Consider the following 22,894-nt stretch of genomic DNA (forward strand, 5'->3'; position numbering starts at 1 on the left):
ACCCTGCCTGGTTTAACGCCGGGCAAATAGGTGGGAGCGGGCTTGCTCGCGAATGCGGACTGTCAGTCGACATTATCGTTGACTGACCCACCGCTTTCGCGAGCAAGCCCGCTCCCAGATGACCTCTGCGTTCATCCGTGGAACCTGCCACTGAAATCACCCGTCGGGCGCAATGCCCGGGCGTAGCAGAACAGGAACAGATTGCGCACCAGTTCCTTGAGCACCAACGGCTCACTGGAATTGAGGCTGTTGAGGTCCAGGTCCCCCTGGTCCTGCAGCTCGTTCAAGGCTTCTTCTTCAAGCACCGCACAGACTTCCCCGGTTTCCCGATGCAGGATCCTGAGATAGGGATGTGGGCGGTCCAGCCAGGCATCGATCAAATAAGTCATGGTTCTCATCTCCTTGATGGGTTTCGATGAGAATAATTCTTATTCGCTAAATAGCAAGGCTCTATTGGCGTTGCGATTGTTTTTCTGACGGTGGGTTATGGCAGCTCAGAACGGCTGGCAGTTGGCTAACGTCCGAGAAATGGGGGCGAAGCGGAGAGGGCGAGGCTCCATCCCACACGCGGGGTATGGGATGGAATACAGCAGTATCAGACTTTTCTTACGAACTCGGACTTGAGTTTCATCGGGCCGATGCCGTCGATCTTGCAGTCGATGTCGTGGTCACCCTCGCACAGGCGGATGTTCTTGACCTTGGTGCCGACCTTGACCACCAGCGACGTGCCCTTGACCTTGAGGTCCTTGATCACGGTGATGGTGTCGCCGTCCTGCAGGACGTTGCCGACCGAATCTTTCTTCACGGTATCGTCGGACGCTGTTTCAGCCTCGCCGCTGGCGGACCATTCGTGGGCACACTCCGGGCAGACCAGTTGAGTACCGTCTTCGTAGGTGTATTCGGAATTGCATTTCGGGCAGGGAGGCAACGTGCTCACTAAGGTTCCTTGGGTATCAGGAGGGCAAAAGGGCGCACATTATATAGGGTTTTGTGGCTGGAATGGGAGTTCGCGGTCCTGTGGCGAGGGAGCTTGCTCCCGCTCGGTTGCGTAGCGACCGTGGATACTTTTGAAGCGGCTGCTGCGCAGCCCAGCGGGAGCAAGCTCCCTCGCGACAGGAAAACCTTGTATCAGTGGGTACGGGCGACCGCAAACTCGCTCAGTTCCACCAGCGCATCGCGGTATTCGCTGGCCGGCAGGGCGTCGAGGCATTTGATCGCGCGGGCAACGTAGTCCCGGGCCAGTTTCGCGGTGTACTCCAGCGAACCGGATGCTTCGACCGCGACACGGATGCTTTCCAGGTCTTCGATCCCGCCTTTCTGGATCGCCTGGCGAACCAGTGCTGCCTGTTCAGGCGTGCCCTCGCGCATGGTGTAGATCAGCGGCAGGGTCGGCTTGCCTTCGGCCAGGTCGTCGCCGACGTTCTTGCCCAGGGTTTCTGCATCGCCCTTGTAGTCGAGCAGATCGTCCACCAGTTGGAAGGCCACGCCCAAGTGGTCGCCGAAGGTGCGCAGCGCTTCGCTCTGCTCGGCGCTGGCACCGGCCAGGGCGGCGGCGCTGTGGGTCGAGGCTTCGAAGAGCATCGCGGTCTTGCCGCGGATGACTTCCATGTAGGTTTCTTCGGTGGTGCTGGCATCGCGTACCTTGGACAGCTGCAGCACTTCGCCCTCGGCGATGATGCGCGTGGCCTGGGACAGGATCTTCATCACCGGCATCGAGCCCAGCTCGACCATCATTTCGAACGAGCGCGAATAGAGGAAGTCGCCCACCAATACGCTGGGGGCGTTACCCCACATGGCGTTGGCGGTCGAACGGCCACGGCGCATGCCGGACATGTCGACCACGTCGTCGTGGAGCAGGGTCGCGGTGTGCAGGAATTCGATGGTGGCGGCCAGCAGGCGCATGTCATCGCCTTCGCGACCCAGGGCCTTGCCGCACAGCAGCACCAATAAAGGACGCAGGCGTTTACCGCCGGCCGAAGTGATGTAGTCGCCGATTTTCGATACCAGAGGCACGCGGGAAGTCAGCTGCTTCTTGATGATGCCGTCGACGGCGCTAAAATCGTCCGCCACCGCGCGGTAGAAAGCTTGGGGTTGCATCAGCGACAGGTGCTCCAGAAGGGTTGCGCGGCATGCTAGGACCCACGTCCGCAGGTGTCAAGGCGCGATAGACGGCTACTTGCAAGGCTCTCGCGGCTTGCGTACAATCGCGCACCCTGAACTTCCTGGGCAGCACCTGCCTTACGCAATTGCATCCGGGCCTTCCAGCCCATGCAGCCATGCCAGCCAATACCTCTTCTTATAAAGCGCTGGGTGAGCAGGATTATCGGAGAAATACCATGTCGTACGCAGTAATTGTTACTGGTGGCAAGCAATACAAGGTCGCCCCAGGTGAATACCTGAAGATCGAAAAACTGGAAATCGCTACCGGCGAATCCGTGACTTTTGATCGCGTTCTGTTGGTCGCCAATGGCGATGACGTGAATATCGGCGCTCCAGTCGTTGCTGGCGCTACCGTTGTGGCTGAAGTGATCTCCCAAGGTCGTCACGATAAAGTCCGCATCATCAAGTTCCGTCGCCGTAAGCACCACATGAAGCGTATGGGCCACCGCCAGTGGTACACCGAGATCAAAATCACCGGTATTCAGGCTTAATTTCAGCCTAATTCCTCACTAGGAGAATTGAACTCATGGCACACAAAAAAGCTGGTGGTAGTACCCGTAACGGTCGCGACTCAGAAGCCAAACGCCTTGGCGTGAAGATGTATGGCGGCCAGGCTATCAAAGCAGGCAACATCATCGTGCGTCAGCGCGGCACCCAATTCCACGCTGGCTACGGCGTGGGCATGGGTAAGGATCACACCCTCTTCGCTAAAGTCGAAGGCGTGATCAAGTTCGAAGTAAAAGGCGCCTTCGGTCGTCGTTACGTAAGCGTTATCGCAGCTTAATTGCGAGACCGCTGGAAAAGCCCTGTCTTGCGACGGGGCTTTTTCGTTTGTGGGGTGAGTCTCTTGCAAAACTGTTTGTATGGGCTGTCGGCGCTGCGGTTGGGGCGTGTCATCAGGTCGCTGCGCTCATTTTTGCAAGAGTCTTATGTCTTGTTTTTTTGGCTCGTCCGTATGGCGAGAGGCGTGTGTCATGAAGTTTGTTGATGAAGTATCGATTCGAGTAAAGGCCGGCGACGGCGGCAATGGTTGCATGAGTTTCCGTCGGGAAAAGTTCATTGAAAATGGTGGCCCTAACGGCGGTGATGGGGGCGATGGTGGCTCGATCTACATGCTCGCCGACGAAAACCTCAACACCCTGGTGGACTACCGTTACACCCGGCACTTCGATGCCGAGCGTGGCTCCAACGGCGGCAGCACTGACTGCACCGGCAAGAAGGGCGAAGACCTGATCCTGCGCGTGCCAGTCGGCACCACGGTGATCGATTCGGCCACCCAGGAAGTGATTGGCGACCTGACCAAGGCTGGCCAGCGTCTGCTGGTCGCCCATGGCGGCTGGCACGGCCTGGGCAACACCCGTTTCAAATCCAGTACCAACCGTGCGCCGCGCCAGACCACGCCAGGCAAGCCAGGCGAGCAGCGTGACCTGAAGCTGGAAATGAAAGTGTTGGCCGACGTGGGTCTGCTGGGTTTGCCGAACGCCGGTAAAAGTACTTTCATTCGCTCGGTGTCGGCGGCCAAGCCGAAAGTGGCCGATTACCCGTTCACCACCCTGGTGCCGAACCTGGGCGTGGTCAGCGTCGACCGCTGGAAGAGTTTTGTAATCGCCGACATTCCAGGGTTGATCGAAGGGGCTTCCGAGGGCGCGGGCCTGGGGATTCGTTTCCTCAAGCACTTGTCCCGTACCCGTCTGTTGTTGCACCTCGTGGACATGGCGCCGCTGGATGAAACCGATGCTGCCGATGCTGCTGAAGTCATCGTCAACGAGCTGACCAAGTTCAGCCCGGCCCTGGCCGAGCGCGACCGTTGGCTGGTGCTGAATAAGTGCGACCAGATCCTTGAAGAAGAGCATGAGGAGCGGGTCAAGGAAATCGTCGATCGCCTGGAGTGGGAAGGTCCGGTCTACGTGATCTCGGCCATCGCCAAAGAGGGCACCGAGCGCCTGTGTCACGACATCATGCGTTATCTGGAAGATCGCGCCGACCGCCTGGCCAATGACCCGGCGTACAAGGAAGAGCTGGCCGAGCTCGACCAGCGCATCGAAGACGAGGCCCGTGCCCAGTTGCAGGCGCTGGACGACCAGCGTGCCCTGCGTCGCAGTGGTGTCAAGTCGGTCCATGACATTGGTGACGACGATTGGGACGAAGAAGATGTGGATGACGAAGACGGTCCGGAAATCATCTACGTTCGCGACTGATGCTGCTCAGTTGAAGTCAAGGCCTGTGGGGGCTAGCTTGCTTGCGATAGCGGTGTGACAGCCGGTATCAATAATTGCTGGCCCCATGCAATCGCGAGCAAGCTCGCTCCCACAGGTTCAAGTGTTTCGGCGCGGTGTTATCATCGCAGCCAGCCGGTTTCCAAGGCGCCGCTCATTCGAGCGGCGTTTTGGTATCTGTAAAACGCAAATACGAATAATCCCATGGGCGGCGCTGGGTCGCGCCGTTCGCTGGCAAAGGTTGAAGATGATGCGGAGCAAGGTGACGGGTGCGCAGCGCTGGGTCGTGAAGATCGGCAGCGCACTGCTGACGGCGGATGGCAAGGGCCTGGATCGCCAGGCAATGGCGGTGTGGGTCGAGCAGATGGTGGCCTTGCATGAGGCTGGCGTCGAGCTGGTATTGGTCTCTTCCGGGGCTGTAGCCGCCGGTATGAGCCGCCTGGGCTGGACGTCGCGACCCAGCGCGATGCATGAGCTGCAGGCTGCCGCCGCCATCGGCCAGATGGGCCTGGTGCAGGCTTGGGAATCAAGCTTCGCCGAGCACGGTCGCCATACGGCGCAGATCCTGCTGACCCACGATGATCTGTCCGACCGCAAGCGCTACCTCAATGCCCGCAGCACCTTGCGCGCGCTGGTGGAGCTGAAAGTCATCCCGGTGATCAACGAGAACGACACGGTGGTCACCGACGAGATCCGTTTCGGCGATAACGACACCCTGGCCGCACTGGTGGCGAACCTGGTGGAGGCGGATCTGCTGGTAATCCTCACGGATCGCGACGGCATGTTCGATGCCGATCCGCGCAACAATCCCGACGCCAAGCTGATCTACGAAGCCCGTGCCGACGATCCGGCGCTGGACGCGGTGGCGGGTGGCACGGGTGGTGCGCTGGGTCGTGGTGGCATGCAGACCAAGCTGCGCGCTGCGCGTCTGGCGGCGCGTTCCGGGGCCCATACCATCATCGTCGGTGGTCGGTTGGAGCGGGTGCTGGATCGCTTGAAAGCGGGCGAGCGCATCGGCACGCTGCTGTCCCCTGAGCGCGGTATGCTGGCAGCGCGCAAGCAATGGTTGGCCGGGCACCTGCAAACCCGTGGCACGCTGGTGCTGGACGCTGGCGCCGTGACGGCCCTGTCCCAAGGCAACAAAAGCCTGCTGCCGGTGGGTGTGAAGTTGGTACAAGGCAGTTTCCGTCGGGGTGAAATGGTCGTGTGCGTGGCTCCGGATGGTCGCGAGATCGCCCGTGGCCTGGCCAACTACAGCGCCCTGGAAGCACAGAAAATCATCGGTCAGTCGTCTGATGCGATTGTCGGTCTGTTGGGTTACATGGCGGAGCCCGAGTTGGTTCACCGTGACAACCTGATCCTCGTCTAAGGAAAAATCATGGGTTTGGCAAAAGGATTGATCGGCTTGCTGCTGGCTGTGCCGCTGCTGGCTTCGGCCGAAGAAATTGGCCAAGTGTCGACGGTGTTCAAGTTTGTCGGGCCGAACGATCGGATCGTGGTCGAGGCGTTCGACGATCCCAAGGTGGATGGCGTGACCTGTTACCTGTCGCGGGCCAAGACCGGCGGCGTGAAGGGTGGCCTGGGCCTGGCCGAGGATCGCGCCGAGGCGTCCATCGCCTGCCGCCAGGTCGGGCCTATCAGCTTCAAGGGTGAGCTCAAGGACGGCGAAGAGGTGTTCCGTGAGCGCACTTCGCTGGTGTTCAAGACCATGCAAGTGGTGCGATTCCTCGACAAGAAGCGCAATACGCTGGTGTACCTGGTCTACAGCGATCGCGTGATCGAGGGCAGCCCGCAGAACGCGGTGACGGCTATTCCGATCTTGCCTTGGCGTTAAGTCGCGAATGACGGGCGAGCCGATCGGCTCGCTTTTTTATCTCCATGGATGTGTTGTGCTTTTGGCGCGAAGGGATTCGTATGCGTGCGTTTTTGCTGCTGTTTGTATTGGGTTGTTCGGTGTCCGTCGGGGCTTTGGCCGAGCCGTTTTATAGCGAAAAACCCCTGGCCCATCCGCTGATAAAAACTTCCCAGGAGAGTGGGGCGACGCTGGCATTTATCCGCGAAGCCGAGGGTGTCGTAGGCTACTCATGCCTGTGTGATTCGCCGGATGGCGTCCCGCAAGTGCTCGACAGGTATGGCGATGCGAGTGTCGAGTCGGTGTTCTACGCCAGCCTCGACAGTGATCTCCAGACGTTGGTCGTGCTGTCACGGGCAAAGGGGCGGTACGCTCTTCAGGGTTATCGGTTCGTGCCGTCCATCGGCGGGTATCGCCGGCTCGAGACATTGCAGCCGGTATTGGATCGTATCGCCGCTGATCGCAAGGTCCTCACTGCTGCGCTGGTCCAGAAGGAGCTGGGCAAGTTGCCGCCCTACGATTACAGCGCCGTGTTGCCCAAGACCGGTATCGCCGAGTTCGACACGCTGGAGCCTGCGGGTGGCACGCTGGTGGGGTACTTCGGCGTCGACGGTGTCCCGGCGTCAGTGGGGCAACCGCCAGAGGACCCTCATCGCGACACCTACAAAAAGACTTTCCAGCAGCGCGAAGGACGCTGGCTCACGCTGACTTATGCGCGCGTGCCGCCTCGGGACGAGGATGTGGGCTCTGCCTATCGTGTCAGCAGGATGGCCTGGGAAACCGATCCAGCGGTGTACCAGGGCTCCGAGGATGGGGCCTGGGCAGTCTTGGGTAATGGGCGGCTCTGGGCGCTGGGTGCTTATGTCCAGGGCAAGAGGTCGGGCCAGTGGGCGGAGTTCGACGAGTCGGGCTACGCGTCCACCGGCGCCTATGTGGATGGACTGCGCCAGGGGCCGTGGGTCGTCAGTGATGGGGGTGCGGTTTCCAAGGGCATGATCGTCGACGATTTCTATGAGGGGCGCTGGACGATCGAGGCGCGTGACGATGAGGAGCAGATGTCCGGCTTCGATACTTACAAACATGGTGATCTCGACGGGCCTTCCGAGCGCATGTGTCATGGTGAGGTTGTCCAGCGCGGCGATTTCGTGGCGGGGCAGCAGCACGGAGACTGGATAATGCCCTGGGGTGAGGGGCGTTATGCGCAGGGCGTCCGGGAAGGCCGTTGGACCTTGAGAATGGACGGCGGTGGTGTCCAGGTTGTGGATTTTGTTGCCGACAAGAAGCACGGCGAATTGCGCGAAGTGGATGCCGCAGGTGTGTTGCGGCTCGTCGAGCATTACCGCGCGGGTGTCCTGGATGGATTGAGAGAAACCTACGCGGCCAATGGCAAGCTCACCTATTCGGCCAGCTATGCCAACGGCCAGATCGAGGGGCGGGCGCTGACCTACACCGATGACGGTGCCGTGCTGCTTTCGGATATCTCGTGGCGCCATGGTTCGCGAGAGGGCGCCTTGCGTCTCTATCACCCCAATGGTCAGCCCGATACGGTGGCAACGTACGAGGGGGATGAGCCCATTGGTAACGTGCAGTCATTTGATGCGACTGGGGTGTTGATAGCGGACAGGAACTATTGCCACGTGCCTGATGGGAAATACACCCGTATCAAGCTTTGCGGCAAGCAGCGCGGGGCTTTCAATAACGGGCATTTCGACTCGGAGAGTGATTACCTGTTCGGTAATGAGCAAAGTGCCCGCCACACCCGGGAGGGGCGCAAGGTCCGGGAGGTGCTGCTGGGGCCTGATGATCGCGTGACTCACAACGAGTACTACCCCGATGGCCGGTTGAAGTACTCTGAAGCCAAGCAGGGCTTTCGCCTGATAACGGTCGAGGGGCGCGAATACAAGGACTACTCGTACGCCAGGCGCGAAGGTGAGACGGTCTACTACTACCCGACGGGTGTGGTTGAGCGTCGCATGAACTTCAAGGATGACAAGATAGTGGGTTGTTACACTGGATACGACGAGGCGGGTGTGCAGAATTTCCCGCCGCCTGGTGGTTGTCCTCCGCCAAAGCCGGTGGTTTTCAATTTTGGGGAATAGTGCGGGGCTTTAGTGGAGATGTCTGTTTTCACTGACGCCATCGCGAGCCTGCTCGCGATGTGGTGGTGCATTCAGTATCAAGGCAAGCTGATTCACTGCTCCCGCAAGGGGGGTAAATTGCGGGCAATAAAAAACCGACCCTGAGGTCGGTTTTTTAACGAGCGCGTCGCTTAGGCAGCAGCGGCAACGTTCAGGGCCTTTACGTGGCCATTCAAGCGGCTCTTATGGCGAGCAGCCTTGTTCTTGTGGATGATGCCTTTATCGGCCATGCGGTCGATAACTGGCACAGCCAGAACGTAAGCAGCTTGAGCTTTTTCAGCGTCTTTTGCGTCGATGGCCTTAACTACGTTCTTGATGTAGGTACGGACCATGGAACGCAGGCTGGCGTTGTGGCTGCGACGCTTCTCAGCCTGTTTTGCACGTTTTTTGGCGGAAGGTGTGTTGGCCACCGTCGAGCTCCTCGAAAGACTTTTTAGGAAATAGCAAACAAAATAGGCCGCGAATCATGCCGATGAGTTGAGGTCTTGTCAAGGGCGGGTGACGCGTTCCGCTGAATGGCAGGTACCGCGCACCGAAGGATTTCTTTCCGGCGTGCGACCTGTAAACTCGCGGGCTTTGGCTCTGCACTGTTTAGCGGCGCGGAGTATCGCACAAGTGGGCGCGTTGTTCGCCTGCTGTTTATCGACAGGCAAATACTCTTTTCATGAATCTGCTCAAATCGTTGGCTGCCGTCAGCTCTATCACGATGCTTTCCCGTGTCCTGGGGTTCGTTCGCGACACACTGATCGCACGGATATTCGGTGCCGGAATGGCCACCGACGCCTTCTTCATCGCCTTCAAGTTGCCCAACCTGCTCCGGCGGATCTTCGCCGAAGGGGCGTTCTCCCAGGCCTTCGTGCCGATCCTGGCGGAATATAAAAGCCAGAAGGGCGACGAAGCGACCCGCACATTCATTGCCTACGTCACCGGCCTGCTGACGTTGGTGCTGGCGCTGGTCACGGCGGCCGGCATGCTCGCCGCGCCATGGGTAATCTGGGCCACGGCCCCGGGCTTCACTGATACGCCAGAAAAATTCCAGCTCACCTCCGACCTGCTGCGGGTGACCTTTCCTTATATATTGCTGATTTCCCTGTCGTCCCTGGCCGGGGCGATCCTCAATACCTGGAACCGTTTTTCCGTGCCGGCCTTTGTGCCGACCCTGCTCAACGTCAGCATGATCGTGTTCGCGGTGTTCCTGACGCCGTACTTCGATCCGCCGGTGATGGCCCTCGGCTGGGCGGTGCTGGTGGGTGGCCTGGCGCAATTGCTCTATCAACTGCCGCACCTGAAAAAGATCGGCATGTTGGTCCTGCCACGGCTGAACCTGCGCGACAGCGGCGTGTGGCGGGTGATGAAGCAGATGTTGCCGGCGATCCTCGGGGTGTCGGTGAGCCAGATTTCCCTGATCATCAACACCATCTTCGCCTCGTTCCTGGTGGCCGGCTCGGTGTCGTGGATGTATTACGCCGACCGCTTGATGGAGCTGCCGTCCGGCGTGCTGGGTGTGGCCCTGGGTACGATCCTGTTGCCGACCCTGGCCAAGACCTACGCCAGTCAGGACCGCCAGGAATATTCGCGCATCCTCGACTGGGGCTTGCGCTTGTGTTTCGTGCTGGTCCTGCCTTGTTCCCTGGCCCTGGGGATCCTGGCCGAGCCGTTGACCGTTTCGCTGTTCCAGTACGGCCAGTTCAATGCCTTCGACGCCTTGATGACCCAGCGTGCGCTGATTGCTTACTCAGTGGGCCTGCTCGGGATTATCGTGATCAAGGTGCTGGCGCCGGGGTTCTATGCCCAGCAGAACATTCGCACGCCAGTGAAAATCGCCATTTTCACGCTGGTGATGACCCAATTGTTCAACCTGTTGCTCATCGGCCCGTTGGCTCACGCCGGCCTGGCCCTGGCGATCAGCGCTGGCGCGTGCCTCAACGCCGGGTTGCTGTTTTATCAACTGCGCAAGCAAAAGATGTATCAGCCGCAGCCGGGCTGGGGCAAGTTCGGCCTCAAGCTGCTGGTGGCCGTGGCGGTGATGTCGGCGGTTTTGCTGGGGGCGATGCATTTCATGCCGGCTTGGGGCGAAGGGCAGATGCTCGCGCGTTTCCTGCGCCTGGGAGCGCTGGTGGTTGCTGGCGTGGTGGCGTATTTCGGCATGTTGCTGCTGATGGGGTTCCGTCTGCGGGACTTCAACCGCAAGGCCTTGAGCTGAGGGCCAGCCCTCGATAATCCCGGGGCGGGCAGTGGTTTTGTCGGTTCGATCACTTTGGGGTGCGGTGTTGCCTGTCGTCGGCCGCCGGGTGTGGTTATAATCGGCCACTTTATGAGCAAGAAGCGCGTTATGCAGCTGGTTCGAGGCCTCCACAACCTGCGCCCCCAACATCGGGGCTGTGTCGCCACTATTGGCAACTTTGACGGTGTTCACCGTGGCCACCAGGCTATCCTGGCGCGGCTGCGCGAGCGTGCGCTGGAATTGGGTATGCCGAGCTGCGTGGTGATCTTCGAGCCGCAGCCCAGGGAGTTTTTCGCCCCGGACACCGCCCCGGCCCGTCTGGCCCGGTTGCGGGATAAACTGCAATTGCTGGCCGCCGAAGGCGTCGACCGGGTCCTGTGCCTGGCCTTCAACCAGCGCCTGAGCAAGCTCAGCGCCGCCGAGTTCGTCGACACGATCCTGGTGGACGGTCTGGGCGTAAAGCATCTGGAAGTCGGCGATGATTTCCGGTTCGGCTGTGACCGCTCGGGGGATTTCGACTACCTGCAACAGGCCGGTATCGTCCAAGGCTTCACCGTCGAAGCGGCGCAGACGGTCGAGATCGATGGCCTGCGCGTCAGCAGCACCCAGGTTCGCAATGCCCTGGCGGCTGCCGACTTCGAATTGGCCGAGCGCTTGCTCGGACGGCCGTACCGGATTGCCGGACGGATCCTGCACGGGCAGAAGCTGGCGCGCCAATTGGGCACGCCGACGGCCAACGTGCAACTCAAGCGTCGTCGTGTGCCGCTGACCGGGGTGTTCCTGGTGAGCGTCCAGATCGACGGCAAGACCTGGCCCGGTGTCGCCAATATCGGCGTACGGCCCACGGTCCAAGGGGATGGCAAGGCCCACCTCGAAGTACATGTTCTGGATTTTGCCGGCGATCTGTATGACCGGCGTTTGACGGTGGTTTTCCACCAAAAGCTGCGTGAAGAGCAGCGTTTTGCCTCTCTGGAGGCGCTCAAGACGGCGATCCATGCAGATATCGCCGCCGCCCGTGCCCTTGTCGCAACCAGCGCCAATCGCTAATGAAGAGCCTTAAATGACCGACTATAAAGCCACGCTAAACCTTCCGGACACCGCCTTCCCAATGAAGGCCGGCCTGCCTCAGCGCGAACCACAGATTCTGCAGCGTTGGGACAGCATTGGCCTGTACGGAAAGTTGCGCGAAATTGGCAAGGATCGTCCGAAGTTCGTCCTGCACGACGGTCCTCCGTACGCCAACGGCACCATTCACATCGGTCACGCGCTGAACAAGATTCTCAAGGACATGATCATCCGCTCCAAGACCCTGTCGGGTTTTGATGCGCCTTATGTCCCGGGCTGGGATTGCCACGGCCTGCCGATCGAGCACAAGGTGGAAGTGACCCACGGCAAGAACCTGGGCGCGGACAAGACCCGCGAGCTGTGCCGTGCCTACGCCACCGAGCAGATCGAAGGGCAGAAGTCCGAATTCATCCGCCTCGGCGTGCTGGGCGACTTCGCCAACCCGTACAAGACCATGGATTTCAAGAACGAAGCCGGCGAAATCCGTGCCCTGGCGAAAATCGTCGAGGGCGGCTTCGTGTTCAAGGGCCTCAAGCCAGTGAACTGGTGCTTCGATTGCGGTTCGGCCCTGGCCGAGGCGGAAGTCGAGTACGAGAACAAGAAGTCCTCGACCATCGACGTCGCGTTCCCGATCGCCGATGAAGACAAGCTCGCCGCCGCGTTCGGCCTGGGCAAGCTGGCCAAGCCGGCCGCGATCGTGATCTGGACCACCACCCCGTGGACCATCCCGGCCAACCAGGCGCTGAACGTCCACCCGGAATTCAACTACGCCCTGGTCGATGTCGGCGACAAGCTGCTGGTGCTGGCCGAAGAACTGGTCGAATCCTGCCTGGCCCGCTACAACCTCGAAGGCTCGGTGGTCGCCACCGCCCCGGGTTCGGCACTGGAACTGATCAATTTCCGTCACCCGTTCTATGACCGCCTGTCGCCGGTGTACCTGGCCGACTACGTGGAACTGGGCGCTGGCACTGGCGTGGTCCACTCCGCACCGGCCTATGGCGTCGACGACTTCGTGACCTGCAAGAAATACGGCATGGTCAACGACGACATCCTCAATCCGGTGCAGAGCAATGGCGTGTACGTGCCGTTGCTGGAGTTCTTTGGCGGCCAGTTCATCTGGAAAGCCAACCCGGCCATCGTCGACAAACTGACCGAAGTCGGCGCGCTGCTGCACACCACCGTCATCGAACACAGCTACATGCACTGCTGGCGCCACAAGACCCCGCTGATCTACCGCGCCACCGCGCAGTGGTTCATCGGCATGGACAAGCAGCCCACCACTGGCGACACCCTGCGCCAGCGTTCGCTCAAGGCCATCGAAGAGACCCAGTTCGTGCCCGCCTGGGGCCAGGCGCGCCTGCACTCGATGATCGCCAATCGTCCAGACTGGTGCATCTCCCGCCAACGCAACTGGGGCGTGCCGATCCCGTTCTTCCTGAACAAGGAAAGCGGTGAGCTGCACCCGCGCACCGTTGAACTGATGGAAGCCGTGGCCAAGCGCGTCGAAGTCGAAGGCATCGAAGCCTGGTTCAAGATGGATGCCGCCGAGCTGCTGGGTGACGAAGCGCCGCTGTACGACAAGATCAGCGACACCCTGGACGTCTGGTTCGACTCCGGCACCACCCATTGGCACGTGCTGCGCGGTTCGCACCCGATGGGCCACGAGACCGGCCCGCGTGCCGACCTGTACCTGGAAGGTTCGGACCAGCACCGTGGCTGGTTCCACTCCTCGTTGCTGACCGGTTGCGCCATCGACAACCACGCGCCGTATCGCGAACTGCTGACCCACGGCTTCACCGTCGACGAGTCCGGTCGCAAGATGTCCAAGTCCCTGGGCAACGTGATCGCGCCCCAGAAGGTCAACGACACCCTGGGTGCCGACATCATGCGCCTGTGGGTGGCGTCCACCGACTATTCCGGCGAGATGGCCGTGTCCGAGCAGATCCTGCAGCGCAGCGCGGACGCCTACCGGCGGATCCGTAACACCGCGCGCTTCCTGCTTTCCAACCTGACCGGTTTCAACCCGGCCACCGACCTGCTGCCGGCCGAAGAAATGCTCGCGCTGGACCGTTGGGCCGTGGACCGTACCCTGTTGCTGCAACGCGAATTGCAGGAGCATTACGGCGAATACCGCTTCTGGAACGTCTACTCCAAGATCCACAACTTCTGCGTGCAGGAGCTCGGTGGTTTCTACCTCGACATCATCAAGGACCGCCAGTACACCACCGGCGCCAACAGCAAGGCCCGTCGTTCGTGCCAGACCGCGCTGTTCCACATCAGCGAGGCGCTGGTGCGCTGGATCGCACCGATCCTGGCATTCACCGCCGACGAGCTGTGGCAATACCTGCCGGGCGAGCGTAACGAATCGGTGATGCTCAACACCTGGTATGAAGGCCTCACCGAGTTGCCCCAGGGCTTCGAGCTGGACCGTGCCTATTGGGACCGGATCATGGCGGTCAAGGCAGCGGTCAACAAGGAAATGGAAATCCAGCGCGCGGCCAAGGCCGTCGGTGGCAACCTGCAAGCCGAGGTGACCCTCTACGCCGAAGAGGCCCTGGACGTCGACCTGGCCAAACTGGGCAACGAACTGCGCTTCGTGCTGATCACCTCTACCGCTAGCGTCGCGCCTTTCGTGCAGGCGCCGGCCGATGCGGTGACCACTGAGGTCAGCGGTTTGAAGCTCAAGATCGTCAAGTCGAACCACACCAAGTGCGCCCGTTGCTGGCACTGCCGCGAAGACGTCGGCGTGAACCCGGAGCATCCAGAGATCTGCGGTCGTTGTGTCGACAACATCAGCGGCAGCGGTGAGGTTCGTCATTATGCCTAACACGGCGGGCCGTTTCGGACGGCTGGGCTGGCTGTGGTTGAGCGTGCTGGTACTGGTCATCGACCAGGCCAGCAAGTTCTACTTCGAAAGCTCGTTGACCCTGTACCAGCAGATCGTGGTCATCCCTGACTACTTCAGCTGGACCCTGGCCTACAACACTGGCGCAGCGTTCAGCTTCCTGGCCGACAGCTCGGGCTGGCAGCGCTGGCTGTTCGCCCTGATCGCTGTCGTGGTCAGCGCTGTGCTCGTGGTCTGGCTCAAACGCCTGGGCCGCGACGAGACCTGGCTGGCCGTGGCACTGGCGTTGGTGCTCGGTGGCGCACTGGGCAATCTTTACGACCGGATTGCTCTGGGCCATGTGATCGATTTCATCCTGGTGCATTGGCAGAACCGCTGGTATTTCCCGGCGTTCAACTTTGCCGACAGTGCCATCAGCGTGGGCGCGGTGATGCTCGCCCTGGACATGTTCAAGAGCAAGAAAACCGGAGAAGCCGTCCATGACTGAGCAGCGTATCGCTCAAAACACTGAAGTGAAGCTTCACTTCGCCCTGTACCTGGAAAACGGTGACACCGTCGACAGCACCTTCGACAAGGCGCCGGCGGTGTTCAAGGTCGGTGATGGCAACCTGCTGCCAGGCTTCGAAGCAGCGATCTTCGGCTTCAAGGCCGGCGACAAGCGCACCGTGGTCGTACCGCCAGAAAACGCCTTTGGTCAGCCCAACCCGCAAAACGTGCAGACCATGCCACGCTCCCAGTTCCAGGACATGGAACTGTCCCAGGGCTTGCTGGTGATCTTCAACGACGCGGCCAATACCGAGCTGCCAGGCGTGGTGAAGGCGTTCGATGACGCCCAGGTGACCGTGGATTTCAACCATCCATTGGCCGGCAAGACCTTGAACTTCGAAGTGGAAATCCTTGAGGTCAAGGCGGTTTAACATTTGACGGGCGGCTTCTGCTGCCACCCGATCCAGTGTGGGAGCGAGCTCGTTCCCACACTGGATTGCACTGATTCAATTTCTTGCGCGCAAGACACGAGGCACAGCATGCAAATCAAACTCGCCAACCCCCGTGGCTTCTGCGCCGGTGTGGACCGGGCGATCGAAATCGTCAATCGCGCCCTGGAAGTCTTCGGACCGCCGATCTACGTGCGCCACGAAGTGGTCCACAACAAATTCGTCGTCGAAGACCTGCGCAGCCGTGGGGCGATTTTCGTCGAGGAACTGGACCAGGTGCCCGACGACGTCATCGTGATCTTCAGCGCCCACGGGGTTTCCCAAGCAGTACGCACCGAAGCCGCCGGCCGTGGCCTGAAGGTCTTTGACGCGACGTGCCCATTGGTGACCAAGGTGCACATCGAAGTGGCGCGCTACAGCCGTGATGGTCGTGAATGCATCCTGATCGGTCATGAAGGCCATCCGGAAGTCGAAGGCACCATGGGCCAATACGATGCCAGCAACGGCGGTGCGATCTACCTGGTCGAAGACGAGGAGGACGTTGCGGCCCTGCAGGTTCGCAACCCTGAGAGCCTGGCTTTTGTCACCCAGACCACTTTGTCCATGGACGATACCAGCCGTGTGATCGATGCCCTGCGCTCGCGCTTTCCGGCCATTGGTGGTCCGCGCAAGGACGACATCTGCTACGCCACTCAGAACCGTCAGGATGCCGTCAAGCAACTGGCGAACGAGTGCGACGTGGTGCTGGTGGTCGGCAGCCCGAACAGCTCCAACTCCAACCGCTTGCGTGAACTGGCCGAACGCATGAACACCCCGGCCTACCTGATCGACGGTGCCGAGGACATGCAGCGCAGTTGGTTCGATGGGGTCGAGCGCATCGGCATCACCGCTGGCGCTTCCGCGCCGGAAGTATTGGTGCGCGGTGTGATCCAGCAATTGCAGGCCTGGGGTGCTACCGGGGCCGATGAGTTGGCCGGTCGCGAGGAGAACATCACTTTCTCCATGCCCAAGGAACTACGCGTTCGCTCCCTGCTTTAAGCCTTTTCCGCACAATGCCTGCTCGGCTTTCTCGCTGCGCAGGCTGATGCGTCCGCTACGCGCCAGCACCACCTGATGGTGACTGACCGGCTCGCGTTTGGCGCAGACATGCAGTGTGCCGGCCTGGAATGCGTCGCTGGGCAGTAACGCTTGCCCTTGGCTGCCGAACCTCACCGAACGCTTCACCGGCCGGTTGCCTATCACTCGCGCGCGACCGCTGCGCTCCATCAGCAAGGTCTTCTCCTTATCGTCCAGGGTGATGCGCCAACCTCGGCCCCAATCGTTGTCTATCCCTCTGATCACGACGGTCCGGCTGCGCGTGATGGCTTCGCTGCGGGCAATGCGCAAACCACTGGCCAGCAACTGCGCGGCGTCTTTGCGCTCGGTGGCTTCGACCAGCGCTATATAGCTTGCGCTGGCCCACGGCAGAACAATTGCCGCAATCGCCAGTCCCATGAGCAGTTCGATGAGGCTGAAGCCCTGTTGGTGCATGACATCTCCTCCCTGGAGAATATGAAGCGGATTCAGGTTTTATAGCCCATTGTGGCGAGGGGATTTATCCCCGTTGGGCTGCGCAGCGGCCCCAGACCAACCTCCGCAGGGTTTCAGGTTGGATCGTAATCAGCTCCATTGGGGCTGCTGCGCAGCCCAGCGGGGATAAATCCCCTCACCACAGGGCAGTATTGGGCACACGGCAGTGGTTTGTTCTAGCGTGTAGAGGCAGGTATAGCCGACGGCAACGGAGGGCACCGATGGATCTTCGTACAAAAGGTTTCACGCTGATCGAGGTGCTGGTGGCCCTTGGCGTGCTTCTGATCCTGATTACCATGGCGGTGCCGTCATTCACCGGCTCGCTGCAGAGCACCAAGGCCGACACTGAGGTTGATGACTTGCGCCGGGCGCTGAACTTTGCCCGGATGGAGGCGATCGATCGGGGTACCACCACTCGAATTCGCCCCACGGTCGACGGCGCGGCCTGGAGCAGCGAACTCACGGTGTACGACAGTACTGGCTCGTCGCCCACTGTATTGCGGGTTGTTCCAGCGATGAGCAGCGGCGCGACTCTGACGCTAACCTCAGAGGTGAGCAATATTGATTTCAACAACCTCGGTGGGTTGTCGGCCCCGGCCACACCGGTGAGTTTCAATTATGTAAGGGGGGCGCAGAGCCGGACGCTGAATGTTTGCCTCAATGGACGAATCGTATTGGGTGGAAGTTGCGGATGAAGGGTTGCAGTAACAGGGCGCAGGCAGGCATGACGCTGATCGAAGTGCTGGTGGCGGTGCTGATCCTCGGTGTGGGTTTGCTGGGGGCGGCGATGATCCAGCTCAATGCCCTCAAGTACACCGACAGTTCGCGCATGACCAGCCAGGCCAGTTTCATTGCCTACGACCTGCTGGACCGCATTCGCGCCAACTCCGGCGCCGACTACACCATCACACCGCCCAGCTCGCCGAACCTCAACGTGGCCCGGGACCAGGACCTCTACGATTTCAAGACCAACATCGTTGCCTTCGGCGGCGCCACAGCCACGGGCACCATTGCGCTGAACCAGCGGGTCTACACCATCACCATTTCCTGGGACGACGCCCGGGCCGCCAACACCACCGACGCGGCCGAGGCGCGACGCAGCTTTGTACTCACCAGCCGGGTCGCCGTCGATCCGGTGGGGACGCCGCCATGAACCGGCATTGCCGGGGATTCGGCCTGATTGAGTTGATGATCGCGCTGGTGCTCAGCCTGATCGTCGTGCTGGGCGTCGTGCAGATTTTCATTGCCGCCAAAAATACCTACGTCAGCCAGAATGCCGCCGCGGTGATTCAGGAGGATGCGCGGTTTGCCTTGAGCAAAATGGTCCAGGAAATTCGCATGGTGGGCATGTTCGGTTGCGTGGGGACCATCATCGATGCCTCAACGGATAACAGTTTCGCTGCCAGCCAGACCACTTCAATCCGTTGGGATAACGCCAACCGGAGGTTGACCCTGGTCACCGCGGACATTGGGAATGGCGGTAGCGCGCCGACCTGGACCGTCGTCTCCGATTGCCGTACCTCGGCGACGGCCTACTCGAACGCGCGGGTGCCGGCGACGGGGCAGTTGGCCTTCCCGATCCGTCGGCTGGTCTACAGCTTCAACAACAACCAATTGCTGTTGGGCAGCGGCACCGCCAATCCGCCGACCCTGTCGGTGCTGGTAGACAACGTTCGGGCATTCGACGTGACGTTTGGCGTGGCTGCCAGCGCCACGGACATCGCCGCGTCAAGCTACACCGGCAACCCGGCAGACCCGGCACTGATCCGCAGCGTGCGCCTGAGCCTGACGCTCTTTGATCCAAGGAACACGGTACGCGAGCAGACCTTCAATGTAGTTGCCGCCTTGCGCAACCGGCTTCTATGAGGGGGCGATCGATGAGTTCGATGGATCTCAAGCATCGCCAGCATGGCATGGCACTGCTGGTCAGCCTGGTGTTCCTGTTGCTGCTGACGCTGATCGGCCTGTCGTCGATGCAGAGCGCCACGCTCCAGGAAAAGATGACCAGCAGCGTCATGCAACGCAACCAGTCCTTCCAGATCGCCGAGGCTGCGTTGAGGATGGGTGAGAGTGCGGTGCAGGTCGAGACCTATTCACTGGCGGTCTGTACCACCGCGACTCAATGCGCGCCGCCGGCCGAGTCGGCGACCATCACGGCGGCGGGGCGCAATTCGTCGTCGGGAGTGCTCTGGGTTGCCGCTGCCGGCGGGTTTTATGGCGTGCAGAACATCGGTACTACGCTTGCTGCGGTCAACGTGCCGGTCAATACCTCGGCGACGTTGTACCGGATCACGGCGGTGGCGGTGGTGGGCAATAACCAGCGCAGCGTGGTGGAGAGCATTTATGCGAAGTACTAAGGTGCGCCGCAATTGGAGGCAGGCGCTGTGGGGCGCGTTGCTCAGCCTTTACCTGGCGGCCCCGGCCTATGCGTTCACGCCCTCGGATTCGCCGCTGTTGAGTGCGGCTGCGGTTACGCCGAACGTGATGCTGCTGATCGATGATTCGGGGAGCATGAACAACATTATCTGGGCGGCGGGGTTTGATCCGGCGGCGACGCAGACGCGCACTTATGCCTGCAGCGCCAGTAACAACTGTAACGACAGGTATGAGCTGGACCTGGAGGATTCGAACATCCTGTTGGTGGGTCTGTTGCGTGGCGGCTGCTCGTCTGGGTGGTACGGTTTTTATCGGCCCAGCGTTGGCCGGGTGTGCCTTCGGTTGCCAGACCCTGTGGGAGGCGGCAATACCCGTTATACCGGTAAGTACCTGGCGTATCTGGTAACCCTGGCCAACGGATCGAGCCGGGATTTCACCACCGGCACGATTCCCAACGATTATCGAATCAACGTGGCACGGGATGTCTCCAACGACCTGGTCGCCAGCAACCGCGCCTTGCGCATTGGCCTCGCCACGTTCAACCCGCCCAACAGCAGTAACTCTGGCCCGGGTGGCTACATCGCCCGCGCCATCAGCGACCTGTCACCGGTTAGTGGCAGCGTGACCCAGACCCAGGCCAACACCAACTACAGCGCCCTGATCAATGCCATCAACGCCCTGGGCGCCGTCGCGAATACGCCGTTGGCCGAAAGCTACTACGAAGTCACCCGTTACTTCAGGGGCATGGCGCCGTACTACAACAGCACACCGACCACCTACACCAGCCCGATCCAGTACCGTTGCCAGAAAAATTTCGGCGTGGTGATCACCGACGGGTTGCCCACCTATGACCGGACGTTCCCCACCAACGACCCGCAGGGCTTGGCCCGGCTGCCGAACTGGGATGGTATCAACAACGATGGCGCCGATCTCAGTGGTAACGGCGAGGGCGACACGCTTTACCTGGACGACATCGCCAAGTTCGCCTTCGACATCGACATGCGCTCCACCGGCACCGACGCCACCGGCCAGAGCTGGAACGCCACGGATTTTCCCCGGCAGTACCTCAATACCTACACCGTGGGTTTTGCCGTCACCAATCCGATGCTGTCCGACGCCGCCCGTTACGGCGCGGGTAAGTATTATCCGGCGACCGACAGCGAAGGCCTCAACTCAGCGTTGGCCTCCGCCCTGAGCGACATTACCTCCAAGGCTGGATCCGGGGGCGCCGGCACGACCAATGCCGCCACGTTGTCCAGCACCTCCAGTTACTACCAGACCACGTATGACCCCAAGGATTGGCGCGGCACCATCCGCGCGTTCGGCTTCACCTCGGCAGGCACGGTCAACAGGGCTGCGGTGCAATGGACCACCGACACGGCCATCGTGCCCGGCGCCACGGCGCCGATTTATCAGTCGTGGAATACCGCGACCAATGCGCCTGTGACCCTGGCTTACGCTAACCTTTCACCTGCCCAGCAAAGCAGCCTCAGCCAGAACCTGCCTACGGGAATCACCGGCAACGATCTGGTGGAGTGGAGCAAGGGCGTCAATAAAACCGGCTTGAAGGTGCGCAATGTGTTGCTGGGGGACATCATCAACTCGCCGTTGGTGCTGGCCTCACCCAATGAACAGACCGCCGCGGATTTGCTCAACGACACCAGCTACAGCACGTATCTGACGACCAAGGCGGCGAACATGAATACCAGCCTGGTGGTGAACGCCAACGACGGTTTTTTCAGCGTCATCAACAGTGCGAACGGTACGCGACGATATGCCTATATGCCGTCGAGCGTGCTGCCATCGCTGCAGAACATTGCCGACACCAACTACGTCAATGGCGTGAGCCACAAGTTTTTGGTGGATGGGCAGGTCGGCGTATTCGATACGCAATCGGGGAGTGTCTGGAAGACGGTGGCCCTGGGCGGCACTGGTGCTGGGGGCAAGACGTTCTATGCGGTTCAGCTGTTCGATGCGACGGCGGGCAATGTGTTGCGGGCATTGTGGGAAATCAGTGCGCCAACCGTTGCCAACACCGCCAACGCTTTCAATGACCTGGGCTACGCCTACGCCCGCCCCGAAGTCGCCCGCCTGGCGGATGGGCGCTGGGCGGCGTTCATCTCCAACGGCTACGGCAGCAATAGCGGTGTCGCGGCGCTGTACGTGGTGGATATCCGTGACGGCTCGTTGATCAGGAAAATCGTCATCAACAGCAGCGAGACCGGTAATGGCTTGTCGTCGGTCAAGCTGCGGGTCAACTCCCAGAACGTGGTGCAGGCCGCGTACGGGGGCGACTTGAGAGGGCGGCTGTGGAAGTTCGACCTCAGCGGCACTTCCCCGACTGCTTGGGGTGTGGCATTTGCCGGCCAGCCATTGTTCACCACCTCCGGTGGCGCGACTCAGCCGATCACCGTTCAACCGCTGCTGGCGGACAACCCGCAGGGCGGTACCCAGGTGTTTTTCGGCACCGGCAAGTTCAACGAAACGGCGGATAAACTCAACAAGGACCTGCAAGGGTTCTATTCGATATGGGACGCCACCGGCGGTGCCGGGCAAATCACCGTGTCGAACCTGCAAGCCCAGTCGATCACGGGGGTGTTCTCGGGCAGCACGGGGCAGTTCGTGACGACCAGCCAGACCGACGTGGCTTACCCGACGAAAAAGGGTTGGTACCTGCCGTTGGTGTACAACAATGCGCTGACCGGGGAGCGGGTGATCAACCCGGCCAATCTGGTGAGCGGCCGCGTGGTCTTTACCACGGCCGCCGTGGACACTACCGACCCTTGTGCCAGCTTCGGTACCGGCAAACTGATCGAATTGGATGCGTTCAACGGTAAGATGCTCAACTATGCGGTGCTCGATACCAACGGCGATGGCACGATCAACAGCTCCGACACGATTTCCAGCGGGGTGGTCTTCACGGGGGGAATCCCGACCTTGAGCGCCGTCGTCAGCGCCAGCGGGGCCACCAACATGATCGTCAACGACTCCAGCGGCAACATCACCGAACTGCTGGAAAAATCCGTGGGCGGCAGCCGCCGCATCATGTGGCGACAAATACAATGAAGAGGCAAGGCATGCGCAGATCCAACCGAGGTTTCACCTTGATCGAAATCATGATCGTGATTGCGATCATCGGTATCGTGATCACCGTCGGCTATCCGAGCCTGACCGAATACATGAAGAAGGGCCGACGGGCTGAAATTGCCGGGCTGTTATCGGAGCAGGCGCAAATTCTCGAGCGCTACTACTCGAAGAACAACCGCTACACCGATGCGACTGGCCTGAGCAGCGGCAACGATTTCTATACCATTACCCAGACTTTGACGGATCAGAGCTTCATCCTGACGGCTGTGCGCAGGAGCGGCTCGTCCATGGCCACGGATAAATGCGGTGACTTCAGAATCACCAATACCGGCGCACGAACTGTGGAAAACACCGCCGCCGGGATGACCGCCAAGGATTGCTGGGGCCGCTGAGTTTCTTTTTTCGGGCGCAGCCTTGCGCCCTCTGT

23 protein-coding genes are annotated in these 22,894 nt (G+C 60.7%); 18 read left to right on the top strand and 5 right to left on the bottom strand.

Annotated elements, in window-relative coordinates; all coding sequences use genetic code 11:
• Positions 1-131: 131 nt before the first annotated feature.
• The 3 genes from BLO97_RS23300 to BLO97_RS23310 form a co-directional block, all read right to left on the bottom strand.
• Complete coding sequence (locus tag BLO97_RS23300) at positions 132-389, bottom strand: PA4570 family protein (RefSeq protein ID WP_003205743.1); 258 nt, start codon at positions 387-389, stop codon at positions 132-134.
• A gap of 206 nt (positions 390-595) precedes the next feature.
• Positions 596-937, bottom strand: coding sequence for a zinc ribbon domain-containing protein YjdM (locus BLO97_RS23305; protein ID WP_072346141.1), 342 nt, complete (start codon positions 935-937; stop codon positions 596-598).
• 191 nt (positions 938-1,128) lie between these two features.
• Positions 1,129-2,097: a polyprenyl synthetase family protein gene (locus BLO97_RS23310; protein WP_072346139.1), complete on the bottom strand. Its 969-nt coding sequence runs from the start codon at positions 2,095-2,097 to the stop codon at positions 1,129-1,131.
• 239 nt (positions 2,098-2,336) lie between these two features.
• Here BLO97_RS23310 and rplU point away from each other — a divergent pair, with 239 nt between their 5' ends.
• From rplU to BLO97_RS23340, 6 genes are all read left to right on the top strand, one after another.
• Positions 2,337-2,651 carry a 50S ribosomal protein L21 gene (gene rplU / locus BLO97_RS23315; RefSeq protein ID WP_003176051.1) on the top strand — a complete coding sequence of 105 codons (315 nt, stop codon included), beginning with the start codon at positions 2,337-2,339 and terminating at the stop codon, positions 2,649-2,651.
• Positions 2,652-2,686: 35 nt separating this feature from the next.
• Positions 2,687-2,944 carry a 50S ribosomal protein L27 gene (gene rpmA, locus BLO97_RS23320; RefSeq protein WP_003205738.1) on the top strand — a complete coding sequence of 86 codons (258 nt, stop codon included), beginning with the start codon at positions 2,687-2,689 and terminating at the stop codon, positions 2,942-2,944.
• A gap of 190 nt (positions 2,945-3,134) precedes the next feature.
• Positions 3,135-4,358, top strand: coding sequence for an Obg family GTPase CgtA (gene cgtA, locus BLO97_RS23325; RefSeq protein WP_060740551.1), 1,224 nt, complete (start codon positions 3,135-3,137; stop codon positions 4,356-4,358).
• 268 nt (positions 4,359-4,626) lie between these two features.
• On the top strand, positions 4,627-5,745 hold the full coding sequence (proB, locus tag BLO97_RS23330) for a glutamate 5-kinase (RefSeq protein WP_018600988.1): 1,119 nt from the start codon (positions 4,627-4,629) through the stop codon (positions 5,743-5,745).
• A gap of 9 nt (positions 5,746-5,754) precedes the next feature.
• Entirely contained in the window at positions 5,755-6,210 is a 456-nt protein-coding gene (locus tag BLO97_RS23335) for a CreA family protein (RefSeq protein ID WP_003205733.1), read from the top strand.
• An 80-nt stretch (positions 6,211-6,290) separates the two neighbouring features.
• Positions 6,291-8,327 (top strand): toxin-antitoxin system YwqK family antitoxin, encoded by a 2,037-nt coding sequence (locus BLO97_RS23340; protein ID WP_092348397.1) that lies wholly within the window; start codon positions 6,291-6,293, stop codon positions 8,325-8,327.
• Positions 8,328-8,497: 170 nt separating this feature from the next.
• Here the strand turns inward: BLO97_RS23340 and rpsT are convergent, their stop codons facing one another.
• Positions 8,498-8,776, bottom strand: coding sequence for a 30S ribosomal protein S20 (gene rpsT, locus BLO97_RS23345; RefSeq protein ID WP_003185593.1), 279 nt, complete (start codon positions 8,774-8,776; stop codon positions 8,498-8,500).
• Positions 8,777-9,030: 254 nt separating this feature from the next.
• Between rpsT and murJ the strand changes: the two genes are divergently transcribed.
• The 6 genes from murJ to ispH all read left to right on the top strand — a co-directional run bounded on the left by murJ (position 9,031) and on the right by ispH (position 16,473).
• Positions 9,031-10,569, top strand: a complete 1,539-nt coding sequence (gene murJ / locus BLO97_RS23350) for a murein biosynthesis integral membrane protein MurJ (RefSeq protein ID WP_092150614.1) — start codon at positions 9,031-9,033, stop codon at positions 10,567-10,569.
• 129 nt (positions 10,570-10,698) lie between these two features.
• Positions 10,699-11,637 carry a bifunctional riboflavin kinase/FAD synthetase gene (gene ribF / locus BLO97_RS23355; RefSeq protein ID WP_063324303.1) on the top strand — a complete coding sequence of 313 codons (939 nt, stop codon included), beginning with the start codon at positions 10,699-10,701 and terminating at the stop codon, positions 11,635-11,637.
• A gap of 13 nt (positions 11,638-11,650) precedes the next feature.
• Positions 11,651-14,482 (top strand): isoleucine--tRNA ligase, encoded by a 2,832-nt coding sequence (ileS, locus tag BLO97_RS23360; protein ID WP_092348400.1) that lies wholly within the window; start codon positions 11,651-11,653, stop codon positions 14,480-14,482.
• Positions 14,475-14,987: a signal peptidase II gene (lspA, locus tag BLO97_RS23365; protein ID WP_063324305.1), complete on the top strand. Its 513-nt coding sequence runs from the start codon at positions 14,475-14,477 to the stop codon at positions 14,985-14,987. Before ileS ends, lspA begins: the two co-directional genes overlap by 8 nt.
• Positions 14,980-15,417, top strand: a complete 438-nt coding sequence (fkpB, locus tag BLO97_RS23370) for an FKBP-type peptidyl-prolyl cis-trans isomerase (protein WP_063324306.1) — start codon at positions 14,980-14,982, stop codon at positions 15,415-15,417. Before lspA ends, fkpB begins: the two co-directional genes overlap by 8 nt.
• 108 nt (positions 15,418-15,525) lie before the next feature.
• Positions 15,526-16,473: a 4-hydroxy-3-methylbut-2-enyl diphosphate reductase gene (ispH, locus tag BLO97_RS23375; protein ID WP_063324307.1), complete on the top strand. Its 948-nt coding sequence runs from the start codon at positions 15,526-15,528 to the stop codon at positions 16,471-16,473.
• On the opposite strand, the gene BLO97_RS23380 is transcribed toward ispH, so the two are convergent.
• Positions 16,450-16,965, bottom strand: coding sequence for a GspH/FimT family pseudopilin (locus BLO97_RS23380; protein WP_092348404.1), 516 nt, complete (start codon positions 16,963-16,965; stop codon positions 16,450-16,452). The two genes, ispH and BLO97_RS23380, sit on opposite strands and share 24 nt — an antisense overlap.
• Positions 16,966-17,225: 260 nt before the next feature.
• Here BLO97_RS23380 and BLO97_RS23385 point away from each other — a divergent pair, with 260 nt between their 5' ends.
• The 6 genes from BLO97_RS23385 to BLO97_RS23410 are packed head-to-tail and all read left to right on the top strand — an operon-like array spanning position 17,226 to position 22,859.
• On the top strand, positions 17,226-17,699 hold the full coding sequence (locus BLO97_RS23385; RefSeq protein WP_092348406.1) for a GspH/FimT family pseudopilin: 474 nt from the start codon (positions 17,226-17,228) through the stop codon (positions 17,697-17,699).
• Entirely contained in the window at positions 17,696-18,157 is a 462-nt protein-coding gene (pilV, locus tag BLO97_RS23390; RefSeq protein WP_072346127.1) for a type IV pilus modification protein PilV, read from the top strand. Before BLO97_RS23385 ends, pilV begins: the two co-directional genes overlap by 4 nt.
• Complete coding sequence (locus BLO97_RS23395; RefSeq protein ID WP_092348410.1) at positions 18,154-18,870, top strand: PilW family protein; 717 nt, start codon at positions 18,154-18,156, stop codon at positions 18,868-18,870. Before pilV ends, BLO97_RS23395 begins: the two co-directional genes overlap by 4 nt.
• A gap of 20 nt (positions 18,871-18,890) precedes the next feature.
• Complete coding sequence (locus BLO97_RS23400; protein ID WP_371856188.1) at positions 18,891-19,361, top strand: pilus assembly PilX family protein; 471 nt, start codon at positions 18,891-18,893, stop codon at positions 19,359-19,361.
• Positions 19,348-22,446: a pilus assembly protein gene (locus BLO97_RS23405; RefSeq protein ID WP_092225287.1), complete on the top strand. Its 3,099-nt coding sequence runs from the start codon at positions 19,348-19,350 to the stop codon at positions 22,444-22,446. The genes BLO97_RS23400 and BLO97_RS23405 overlap by 14 nt, the downstream gene beginning before the upstream one ends.
• A gap of 11 nt (positions 22,447-22,457) precedes the next feature.
• Entirely contained in the window at positions 22,458-22,859 is a 402-nt protein-coding gene (locus tag BLO97_RS23410) for a type IV pilin protein (RefSeq protein WP_092150593.1), read from the top strand.
• Positions 22,860-22,894 lie beyond the last annotated feature (35 nt).

The organism is Pseudomonas sp. NFACC05-1, assembly GCF_900100135.1.
In the GTDB taxonomy this organism is placed as follows: Bacteria; Pseudomonadota; Gammaproteobacteria; order Pseudomonadales; family Pseudomonadaceae; genus Aquipseudomonas; species Aquipseudomonas fluorescens_Q.

Excerpts from the sequence above, each read along its gene's own strand:
- ribF (WP_063324303.1), top strand. The coding sequence starts at position 10,699 with ATGCAGCTGGTTCGAGGCCTCCACAACCTGCGCCCCCAACATCGGGGC.
- BLO97_RS23410 (WP_092150593.1), top strand. The coding sequence starts at position 22,458 with ATGCGCAGATCCAACCGAGGTTTCACCTTGATCGAAATCATGATCGTG.
- BLO97_RS23405 (WP_092225287.1), top strand. The coding sequence starts at position 19,348 with ATGCGAAGTACTAAGGTGCGCCGCAATTGGAGGCAGGCGCTGTGGGGC.
- ileS (WP_092348400.1), top strand. The coding sequence starts at position 11,651 with ATGACCGACTATAAAGCCACGCTAAACCTTCCGGACACCGCCTTCCCA.
- lspA (WP_063324305.1), top strand. The coding sequence starts at position 14,475 with ATGCCTAACACGGCGGGCCGTTTCGGACGGCTGGGCTGGCTGTGGTTG.
- cgtA (WP_060740551.1), top strand. The coding sequence starts at position 3,135 with ATGAAGTTTGTTGATGAAGTATCGATTCGAGTAAAGGCCGGCGACGGC.
- BLO97_RS23400 (WP_371856188.1), top strand. The coding sequence starts at position 18,891 with ATGGATCTCAAGCATCGCCAGCATGGCATGGCACTGCTGGTCAGCCTG.
- ispH (WP_063324307.1), top strand. The coding sequence starts at position 15,526 with ATGCAAATCAAACTCGCCAACCCCCGTGGCTTCTGCGCCGGTGTGGAC.
- rplU (WP_003176051.1), top strand. The coding sequence starts at position 2,337 with ATGTCGTACGCAGTAATTGTTACTGGTGGCAAGCAATACAAGGTCGCC.
- pilV (WP_072346127.1), top strand. The coding sequence starts at position 17,696 with ATGAAGGGTTGCAGTAACAGGGCGCAGGCAGGCATGACGCTGATCGAA.
- murJ (WP_092150614.1), top strand. The coding sequence starts at position 9,031 with ATGAATCTGCTCAAATCGTTGGCTGCCGTCAGCTCTATCACGATGCTT.
- BLO97_RS23310 (WP_072346139.1), bottom strand. The coding sequence starts at position 2,097 with ATGCAACCCCAAGCTTTCTACCGCGCGGTGGCGGACGATTTTAGCGCC.
- BLO97_RS23380 (WP_092348404.1), bottom strand. The coding sequence starts at position 16,965 with ATGCACCAACAGGGCTTCAGCCTCATCGAACTGCTCATGGGACTGGCG.
- proB (WP_018600988.1), top strand. The coding sequence starts at position 4,627 with ATGCGGAGCAAGGTGACGGGTGCGCAGCGCTGGGTCGTGAAGATCGGC.
- BLO97_RS23300 (WP_003205743.1), bottom strand. The coding sequence starts at position 389 with ATGACTTATTTGATCGATGCCTGGCTGGACCGCCCACATCCCTATCTC.
- BLO97_RS23395 (WP_092348410.1), top strand. The coding sequence starts at position 18,154 with ATGAACCGGCATTGCCGGGGATTCGGCCTGATTGAGTTGATGATCGCG.
- BLO97_RS23385 (WP_092348406.1), top strand. The coding sequence starts at position 17,226 with ATGGATCTTCGTACAAAAGGTTTCACGCTGATCGAGGTGCTGGTGGCC.
- BLO97_RS23335 (WP_003205733.1), top strand. The coding sequence starts at position 5,755 with ATGGGTTTGGCAAAAGGATTGATCGGCTTGCTGCTGGCTGTGCCGCTG.
- BLO97_RS23340 (WP_092348397.1), top strand. The coding sequence starts at position 6,291 with ATGCGTGCGTTTTTGCTGCTGTTTGTATTGGGTTGTTCGGTGTCCGTC.
- rpmA (WP_003205738.1), top strand. The coding sequence starts at position 2,687 with ATGGCACACAAAAAAGCTGGTGGTAGTACCCGTAACGGTCGCGACTCA.
- fkpB (WP_063324306.1), top strand. The coding sequence starts at position 14,980 with ATGACTGAGCAGCGTATCGCTCAAAACACTGAAGTGAAGCTTCACTTC.